Source organism: Desulfobacterales bacterium (assembly GCA_029211065.1).
In the GTDB taxonomy this organism is placed as follows: domain Bacteria; phylum Desulfobacterota; class Desulfobacteria; order Desulfobacterales; family JARGFK01; genus JARGFK01.
In genome coordinates, this window is sequence record JARGFK010000153.1 from 1 (window position 1) to 8,165 (window position 8,165).

Here is an 8,165-nt window from a genome sequence, read left to right on the forward strand (position 1 = left end):
CCCCAGCAAAGCGCTGGATATGGCAAACCAAGCCATCCAAATAGTACCATCTTTGGGATCTGCCCTTTACTACAAGGGGGAGGCACTGAATAGGCTCGGCTTGTATGATCAGGCTCGCTCTATACTTAGTGGAATCCTTGCGAAGGATATGTTACCCGCACAGACACATTGGGTAATGTACGAACTATCGGTAGCGAATTCCAACTTAGGGGCAAGAGTTTCTGAAGAGAGCCTAGATAGAATGCTATTTCACGCGCGTGACAACAGCCAGGGCAAGAGGCTCCTTAATCTCTTGTAATTTTTAGAAGAAATTTTCTCTTATGGCATCGGTGGGTTATATGACAGACATGTCCGGGTATATAATGTTTTTCTGTACGAACCACTTTTCGTCGATCCCCATGTACTTTGCCCGACCCACACCTATTTTCTCTCGTGAGATTTTCAGGGGGGCAAAACCGGAACAGTTGATTTCTTTAGGTTTAGGTCACTCTAATTATCTATGCGATGAATCAGCGTTTCCAAATATCGTGATCTCACCTGCTGACTTGCAAGAGCCTGTTTGACCGGCGGAAGTTTCAGAATGACGCCCAAAACGCCTGCCATGGCTCGATGACTCCATAAGACCTGATTGTCAAAAATCAGGTTCTGCAATTTACCCCGTTCAATGGCCATCAACACCGCCCGGTGTGTTCCATTCAGAGGGGTAATAACCCTGCTCAATCGGGATTCTAAGTGAATACTCCCCTTTGGGCAGGTTCTAACGCAAACACCACATCCCAGGCAGATATCTTCAGACAACTTCGCCACTTTCATTTTGGGTTTGACGGGGTTGTTCGCTGAAACCAATGTCATTGCTTCTACCGGGCAGGCAGTCACGCACTTGCCACATCCGTTGCAAACAGATTCGGTCACAACCGGGATAAAGTTGGTTGTATGGACAGGGTTAAGAATTGCAAAACGCCGGGCGGTAATCATCGCCTCGCAGCAACATCCACAGCAGTTGCAAATGAAATTTACTTTCTCTCTTACATTTTCACCGAACTGGACCAGGTTGTGCTCATAGGCGATCTGCAATAAGTCAAGGCATTCTTTCTTTTCTATCGAACGGGCGTAGCCGTGCTTAATAAGCGACCCGGCTGTGTTGTTAAATGTCATGCATATTTCCTGCGGTGCTTTACAGGCTCTGCCCAAATGATGCATCTTGTGACGGCAGTAACAGATCCCGACACCCCGATGCGTAGCCCGTTTAATGACTTCGGTCGCCCGCTCATAATCCAGAACATGAAGTGCATTTTCTTTGGACAAGACAGGTTCATGGACAAAGGTACGCCCTAACTGCGTTTGCCCCTTGGTGAACAGCTCCCTGATGAAATCTTCTTCAATATTCAGGTATTCATAAAAGAGTTCACTCAATACCTTCTGATCAATGTCCTCCCGCACTCGCATTAAGGAAAACTCGAAAAAACCTGCCATGGGAGGCGGCAAAACATAAACGGACTCCCCATCCTGTTCGATGTCCACCAGGATAGCGCGACCGGCCAGTTCATCCAGCACTTTTTGCGTGCTGATCAAGTCCATTTTCCAGATGCGGCCGGCCATTTTCGTTGTGAAAGGTTTGATGGGCATGAGCGAAACCAGCTTGGCCTCTTTCTCACTAAAAAGCATTTTCAAGATTTTGAATAATAGTTCGGATGTAGGTGCTCCCTGGGGATAGCGATTCAACCGGTCGGCTAACTTGGCATAGCCGGATTTGATTGTGCGATGAGGCATGATTGTATGCTTATCTTTCCAACATTACATAATGATTCGCTGTGAAAGAATAGCGGCCTTTCAAAAGATAAAAAGAAAGACTCATTAGTGAATTTTTTATACCATTTATTGATCCTTTTTGGAATATCGGATATATTCCTGAACCACTCGATTCACCACAATTTCTGAAAACTGCTGCCGGGCTATTTTTTAAATGCATTATTTGCCCCATTAGGAATACAGTTTATGACTAATCCCGTACGTCAACAGGCAATCGACGGCCTTAAAACAGGTGACGCGTTCACTTATTCACGAACCTTCAAAAAAGAGGAAACCGAACACTTCGGAGACATCACCCGGGACTATAATCCGGTGCACTATGATCTCAGATGGGCAAAGGCGAAAGGATTTGATCGTCTGATTTGTCACGGATTATTGGTCGGTTCCATGATATGCGAATTTGGCGGACAGGTAGGGTGGTTAGCCACCGGAATGAAATTCAAGTTCATTAAGCCTGTTTACTTTGATGACACAATCACCTGCACGATAACGATCACTAAGATTGAGGAATCCGGTAAAGCTGAAGCTGAGGCATTTTTTTTCAATGCTTCCGGAGAAAAGGTCTGCTGCTCGCATTTAACCGGCCGGCTGCCACTCCCCCGTGAACGGATGATTTTAGCCCAAATGGTCGAAGCGGGAGATCCGACCAACAGACTGTCTTGATGTCATACGATATCGGGCGGACCAGCCGGAATATATAATTTCGCCAAGAGTAAACGATAATTATAATTTCTATGGAGGCAAACATATGAAAACTGCAACTTCATTCGCCATATTCGCATTTTGGACTATATTACTCTTTTCACCCTGCGCCCTTCAGGCCGACCAGAAATCACTCATGGCTGAACTGGAGAATGTGGATGCCGTTCAGGCCGTGGCCATCGCCAATAAATGGCGATGGACGAACAGGAATATTACGATCAGCGTTGACGATTGGAAGATCATTTTTAAATTCCCCAACGGTCAGGTCAAAACAGTCCCGATGCCTGCAGATAAGATGTTGGTGGCAGTCGCACCCTATATCAGAAAGACGCATGCCTGAGTGATTCATTACTTTTCCTCCTGTCAGGGGGAACTGGTGAATCAAAAGTTTGAGGTAAAAGCGGTCGATCAGGAAGGACACGTCTTATTCGATGGAACCGTCGCAACCCTGCAAAACGGCTTTTTTGAGCTGTGGCTTCCCAGGAACCGCAAGATCGATCTTACGGTACAGCGGAACAATCTTACTGCCAGGGGCATGATTGGGACCCGCGACGGCGACATGACCTGCGTCACCACGTTTCGTCTGCAATAGGGTGGAAAGTGGAACGATGCGGCTGTTTTGCCCCCTTTCCCAAAGCCCCGGCCGATCCCTTGCACATTGAAGGTTCTGTTCCGCATAGTATCATGATATTTTTTACACTGTGCTAAAAAATTTTCATGAAATATACGGGTTAAAGAGTGACCTCGATCAGATGGGGTCCGGGTGTGTGGATTGCCGCCTCCAGCTGTCGGTTAAATTTCTCGGCTGTATCGACCTTTGCAGCGTTCACTCCCAACTTTTTCCGCTGTGAGCTCTCCTGTCGGCAGCGCCGGACGGTTTAATTGCCGGCTTGCACATTCTTGAATTAAGCGTAATCCACACCACACTCAACCATACTCGCTGTATCATTGAGTTTCGGGCGTGTTGAAAAAGCGCGGTTTTGGTAGGTTCGGTTTCAGATCAAATCAAGGCAAGCAACACACCCATTTTGCTCATAATTACAGGCTTGATTTGTGAATAAAGTCAAAGGTGGGCACATATAGTCAGAGCTGTTCTAAAAGAAACCATAAGCCACCATCGTAAGGATTGTCATTAATAACCAATTTATCCCGACAGATTATGATCATATCAGAGATAGTCTTCAGTAATCATGGTAATTCAAAAGTGGAACATCCTTGCCAAGGATTAGAATAGTGCAGTTTTTCCTAAAAATTCAAGCATCAATCAGCTAGTCTCCAAAATATCGCCACATGGAAGGTTAAAATAAGACAGATCACTCTAAACTTGGGCCAAAACCTCTGCCTCTGCCAGGGGCATAATCTCTTTGATGCATGCCCATCATACCTCTTCTACCCCAACCTCTTCCCCAATAAATTTCCGAACTCTCTTTAGGCAGGGTGCGGGCAAATGATAATAAGTTGAGAATATCCCTTTCGCCCCATTCATTTAGAATAGCTGAAGGCATCCGCGTTCCCGGCTGTCCGGCCCTAACTTTATGAATAAATTCCCAAGGATTGTCGTGTGCTATAGTTCCGACGAACTCAGGGTTTTCAGCGTCCCCAAAATTTATTGCTGTTCCCCACCTCCCATGACACATATGCGTACAGTTTCTTTGGAAAAGATAGTCTCCGGTTCTGATATTTCCACCCAAAGGTATCCCTTCATTGTCTACAAACTCTCTGGTGTCAATCAGACCTTTCCGCATAAACAGCGCCAGATCGAACATATCATCTTCACTGATATTTTTTAAAAAGTCGTGTTCTTTATTTGTCGATCCTTTCAGCGACTCTTCCAATTCCTTTATAGATAAGTTTTTCCCTGCCTGAAAGACGCCTACGAAGCCAGTATAATGCGAGCCCTTACCATAGGCACCGTCTTTACCACGATAGTCCCATCCATGGCATTCCTTGCAACGATAGGTGTCATATCCTTTACGTTTATTGGTGGTCTGCGTTTTCCACAGCGGATGATCATTATCAGGTTTAGTTGTATCAACTGTTGTCCTCCACCAATCGTCATAAAGTTGTCCGCCTCTTACAAGATATAGTTGCTCCAGAAACCATTTGTCTTGGGTAGGACTGTATTGTTGGGAGCTGAATGGCCGGCCTCCACCCATCATACCTCCTCTCATTTGTGCATATAAAGACGATCCTACCAGGAAGGCCAGAATAATAAAGCAAACTATTAACCTTTTCATTGTGTACTCCTCAATCTTGGGGTTATTGGTTTATTTGCTGGAGATTTTACAGAATGATAATAGGTTAATTGTTATGAGGATTCCTTGCCATAGTGCTGGGTCAGGTGAAGTTGAAATCAGATGAAGATTGAAAATCCAAGTGTTCAATATCATAAACATGCAAAATCCACAAGATGTTGATTTTTGAGGATAGTTCAGAGTGGGGGCCGTCCGTCCCGGAATATCTTATAAGGCAATAGAGATATCAGTTAGTCGTAAAATCTATGACGAATCTGGCGTAGGCGGCCAATAGGAGCGACCGTAAAGAAATAAAGCGGATGGATCAATTGTTATCAAAACGTTCTTCTTTCCAGGGATCAGCATTGTTGCTGTACCCGCTGCTTTCATAATACCCGGGTTCATCAGTAGCGGTAAATTTAATTCGCTGGACCCATTTAACGCTTTTGTAGAAATATCGATCCGGTATTAACGCGCGCAGGGGAGCCCCGTGCGCCCGGGGAAGTTTTTTGTCGAACAAACTATGGGCCAGCAACACATTGTCCTTTCCGGCTTCACTGATGGGGATGCTGCTTGAATAGCCGCCGGGCGCCTCGAAGATGACAAAACGTGCGCCGTCTTTTACCTTAACCAACTCCATAATCGCTTTCATAGAGACACCCTGCCAGCGGGAATCGAGCAGGGTCCAGCCCGTTACACAATGCACGTCACACGTTTGGGCGATCTGTTGGAAATCCATCAGATCCGAAATTTTCAAAGTCAACGGATTTTCCACTTCGCCATCGATTTTCAAATTCCATGCGGACACGTTGCCGTCATTCTGCAATCCTCCCATATCCGGCAATGCTTTTACGGCATGCTGACCGGGGGGGATACGCAGTCGTCCATCCGATCTTAGCTCTGCAGCCATCGCTCGATTGTCGGAATCCGTCAATTTAAGAAAAACACCCGGCAGTCCGATGGATACAATGGTTCCGCCGGTCGCCGCCATAAAGTCTCTTCGGGTTATTTTTAGGGGCATTTTCATATCAAAATATTCCTGCCATGCATTTTATGCAACATTAGGGTAAATTCAGATACCGAGTGCGTCCATTGTTTAATTATAAGTCGAATAATGGCGGGATCAAGCGCATTTAGAGCATACCGGAATATTTTCAAGCTAAAGTGCTGCACAATTGTTATTGGAGTGCTGAAAAAAATACATATGTCGGATTTACATGCACCTTTTGATAAATTGATTTAATGCTTATAGTTGCAATATAGAAATTCAAATCAGTCTGACAACCTGTCTTATCAATTAAACTGACATTAAACGGAGGAAAAATGCAGAAAAAATGGTCATATAAAAATTATGAGATTGAAGAAGGATTAAAACCCGGAAGCACAACCTTTCGATATTTTTTTTCTGTTTCTGAAAAAGGGATGAAAAAGAGTAATTATTGCGTCTGGATAAAGGATGATGCCTTATTGCGTTTTGATCCATCCAAGGATTTCGATAAGATTATCTCGTCTGAAAAGGAAAACTGGCGCAAGTGGATCAAGGAAAAAATTGACGCCCGGGATTTTCAAAATCGCGCCTTAAAATTTGATAAAACCGGCGAAACGGAGATTAATCTATCAGAAATGAATGGACATGTAACCATGGATTAGAAGTGGTATCAAGATCGTAACGGGTTTGGAAATTCAACCAAAACTGGGGTGACATTCCAATATGCGTATACTATGTTGACCTTTCCGGTTACCCTAAAACCTGAATGTAAAGCGAGAACTGCCCCTGTGAACCATCTGCCCGAAGTCTCTGATCCAACGGTTTTCTTCATCTGACAGGGGACCTTTTTCCCGCAGATCACGTAAATTCTCCTGGAGCTCCCGGCGATTTTTGGGGCCGGTTAGCACCAGATCGACATGGGGATTGGACAGGCAGAAGCGATAGCAGTCCGATGCGGTCATGACAGGACCGTTCCAACTTTTCGGGCGCTTCAGAAGGCCGCGCCAGCGCGTGGCCGTATAGGCGACAATGGCCGGTTTGCGTTTGGCGAGGTAAGGGAAGATGTCTTTTTCGGCACCTGTATGCGCGGCATTGTAGCGGATCATCAGCATGTTCAGGGGAGAATCTTCGGCCAGCCTGCCCGCCCGTTTACGGTCGTGGATGCTCACCCCGATGGACCGGACCATGCCTGACTCCCGCAGGGATACCAGTGCATCAATCGTGGACGGCGTCCAGGCGCTCGTACGACCCAGCCAGAAAAGCTGAAACACATCGAGATAATCCGTCTCGAGCTTCTTAAGCAAGCGTTCACAGGCGCGCCGGATGCCCCTGCCAAAATATGCGGTGGTGGGACCGCAGGCCAGGATGAGAGATTCCCGGTCACGCTTTATGGCTGCTTTGAGCGACGCTGTTACCCGCCGCGCGTTTGGGGTCCAGAAGACATAGTTTACGCCCTGTTCCAGGGCCCACTCTAAATCCTCTCCCTCCACACCATAGTTGGCGGCTAAACCAAGCCGGAACACTCGACGCCCAAGTGCGGGAACATCCCGATACAGGAAATCATCGTTCATGGAGGTGCCTCGTTTTCATCTTGCTGACGGTGCTATTTGCGTTTGGCTTTGAATTTTTTACCAACGCTCCATGCCCCGGCCACCGGTTCCCCAAGGCGCCAATAGGAAGTGTCCGGTTGCGAAAGTATCAGGGGCTTCATTTTTTTAAAATCCGGTTTGCCGTCGGTCATAAATCTCTCTTCCGTATAAGTTCCCACGATTTCACCGATAAAGATCTCATTTAAACCACTCTCTACAATATCCACCAGCTTACATTCCACATTCAGGGGACAGGCCCTGATCATGGGGGCGGTTTTCAACTCCCCGTAAAAAAGATCGAATATATCCGATTTATCGGTTTTATTTCCCGACACGATTCCGCAATAATCCGTTACCTCCGCCATATCCTCATGAGGCAGACAAACGCTGAATGTTTTATTCGCTTTAATCCCCGGATTGGTGTAATGGCCTTTTCCGAGAGCAACGGCAATCCGCGGCGGTTTATAGCTGACCATGGTAAACCAGGCAACGGCCAAGAAGTTCGGCCTCCCATCCACGTGTGCTCCCACAAGGGAAACCGGCATGGGGTACGCGGGAATCGTTGATCCCATGTTGATCTTATCCATTGATATACCTCCATTATTTATTTGGCATCGAAAGGCGGGTTGATCCAACTTACCATCAAATTTAAACAAATTCAAATAATCTGAGAAAGCACCGTTTCAGCATAATTCTATTTAATTAATCCCATAAACCTTCCCGTGGATAGCGGGATGGTCCAAGCTATGTTTTGCGGGAATGAGCGTTACTTGTTCTCTCACCCGCTCTCCCGCAGAAGCGGGATCGCTTGAGCACACAGAGAGCACAGAGGAAATTATTTAT

At 46.2% G+C, this 8,165-nt stretch carries 9 protein-coding genes; 4 read left to right on the forward strand and 5 right to left on the reverse strand.

Annotation, left to right across the window (positions count from 1 at the left end):
- Positions 1–489: 489 nt before the first annotated feature.
- The gene (locus P1P89_21145) at positions 490–1,770 is read right to left on the reverse strand and encodes a 4Fe-4S dicluster domain-containing protein (GenBank protein MDF1594022.1); all 1,281 of its coding nucleotides are present in this window, start codon (positions 1,768–1,770) and stop codon (positions 490–492) included.
- A gap of 225 nt (positions 1,771–1,995) precedes the next feature.
- On the opposite strand from P1P89_21145, the gene P1P89_21150 reads away from it, so the two are divergent.
- From P1P89_21150 to P1P89_21160, 3 genes are all read left to right on the forward strand, one after another.
- The gene (locus P1P89_21150) at positions 1,996–2,472 is read left to right on the forward strand and encodes a MaoC/PaaZ C-terminal domain-containing protein (protein ID MDF1594023.1); all 477 of its coding nucleotides are present in this window, start codon (positions 1,996–1,998) and stop codon (positions 2,470–2,472) included.
- Between the two features lie 85 nt (positions 2,473–2,557).
- Complete coding sequence (locus P1P89_21155; GenBank protein MDF1594024.1) at positions 2,558–2,851, forward strand: hypothetical protein; 294 nt, start codon at positions 2,558–2,560, stop codon at positions 2,849–2,851.
- Positions 2,852–3,103, forward strand: a complete 252-nt coding sequence (locus P1P89_21160; protein MDF1594025.1) for a CueP family metal-binding protein — start codon at positions 2,852–2,854, stop codon at positions 3,101–3,103.
- Between the two features lie 721 nt (positions 3,104–3,824).
- Here P1P89_21160 and P1P89_21165 read toward each other — a convergent pair.
- Positions 3,825–4,748 (reverse strand): hypothetical protein, encoded by a 924-nt coding sequence (locus P1P89_21165; protein MDF1594026.1) that lies wholly within the window; start codon positions 4,746–4,748, stop codon positions 3,825–3,827.
- 322 nt (positions 4,749–5,070) lie between these two features.
- On the reverse strand, positions 5,071–5,772 hold the full coding sequence (locus tag P1P89_21170) for a molybdopterin-dependent oxidoreductase (GenBank protein MDF1594027.1): 702 nt from the start codon (positions 5,770–5,772) through the stop codon (positions 5,071–5,073).
- 296 nt (positions 5,773–6,068) lie between these two features.
- On the opposite strand from P1P89_21170, the gene P1P89_21175 reads away from it, so the two are divergent.
- On the forward strand, positions 6,069–6,395 hold the full coding sequence (locus P1P89_21175) for a hypothetical protein (protein MDF1594028.1): 327 nt from the start codon (positions 6,069–6,071) through the stop codon (positions 6,393–6,395).
- A gap of 93 nt (positions 6,396–6,488) precedes the next feature.
- Here the strand turns inward: P1P89_21175 and P1P89_21180 are convergent, their stop codons facing one another.
- Positions 6,489–7,304 (reverse strand): aldo/keto reductase, encoded by an 816-nt coding sequence (locus P1P89_21180; protein ID MDF1594029.1) that lies wholly within the window; start codon positions 7,302–7,304, stop codon positions 6,489–6,491.
- 32 nt (positions 7,305–7,336) lie between these two features.
- Positions 7,337–7,909: a flavin reductase family protein gene (locus P1P89_21185; GenBank protein ID MDF1594030.1), complete on the reverse strand. Its 573-nt coding sequence runs from the start codon at positions 7,907–7,909 to the stop codon at positions 7,337–7,339.
- Between the last annotated feature and the right edge of the window lie 256 nt (positions 7,910–8,165).

Excerpts from the sequence above, each read along its gene's own strand:
- P1P89_21165 (MDF1594026.1), bottom strand. The coding sequence starts at position 4,748 with ATGAAAAGGTTAATAGTTTGCTTTATTATTCTGGCCTTCCTGGTAGGA.
- P1P89_21180 (MDF1594029.1), bottom strand. The coding sequence starts at position 7,304 with ATGAACGATGATTTCCTGTATCGGGATGTTCCCGCACTTGGGCGTCGA.
- P1P89_21185 (MDF1594030.1), bottom strand. The coding sequence starts at position 7,909 with ATGGATAAGATCAACATGGGATCAACGATTCCCGCGTACCCCATGCCG.
- P1P89_21150 (MDF1594023.1), top strand. The coding sequence starts at position 1,996 with ATGACTAATCCCGTACGTCAACAGGCAATCGACGGCCTTAAAACAGGT.
- P1P89_21155 (MDF1594024.1), top strand. The coding sequence starts at position 2,558 with ATGAAAACTGCAACTTCATTCGCCATATTCGCATTTTGGACTATATTA.
- P1P89_21175 (MDF1594028.1), top strand. The coding sequence starts at position 6,069 with ATGCAGAAAAAATGGTCATATAAAAATTATGAGATTGAAGAAGGATTA.
- P1P89_21145 (MDF1594022.1), bottom strand. The coding sequence starts at position 1,770 with ATGCCTCATCGCACAATCAAATCCGGCTATGCCAAGTTAGCCGACCGG.
- P1P89_21170 (MDF1594027.1), bottom strand. The coding sequence starts at position 5,772 with ATGAAAATGCCCCTAAAAATAACCCGAAGAGACTTTATGGCGGCGACC.